This is a genomic window from Nocardia cyriacigeorgica (assembly GCF_010858045.1).
Taxonomy (GTDB): domain Bacteria; phylum Actinomycetota; class Actinomycetes; order Mycobacteriales; family Mycobacteriaceae; genus Nocardia; species Nocardia cyriacigeorgica_E.
On record NZ_JAAGVC010000375.1, the window covers coordinates 1 to 281 of the forward strand.

Annotated in this window: 1 pseudogene; it reads right to left on the reverse strand. The window is 70.1% G+C overall.

The features are described from left to right. A pseudogene (locus GV790_RS30085) lies at nucleotides 1-281 on the reverse strand (alpha/beta fold hydrolase); the annotation flags it as partial.

Genomic DNA, 281 nt, shown 5'->3' on the forward strand with positions numbered 1-281 from the left:
GTTCGCGCGGCGCCGCAAGACTCATGATCTGGCGGGCGAAGACCCAGCGGACCGGGGCGATCGGCGGGAAGAGGACGGGGGTACCGAGACCGAGGCGGCCGAACCAGAACGGCAGCGGGATGGTGCGGCCGCCCAGCCAGGACAGCGGCTTGTTGAACGGCGGCACCACGGTGGTCTCGGCGACCAGCGAATGTGGGCCGGTGTTGGTGAGCAGCACGGCCTCGGCCTGTGCGGTGACGCGATCGGGGTGCTTACCCGCCCATGCTTGCAGCGTCATACCG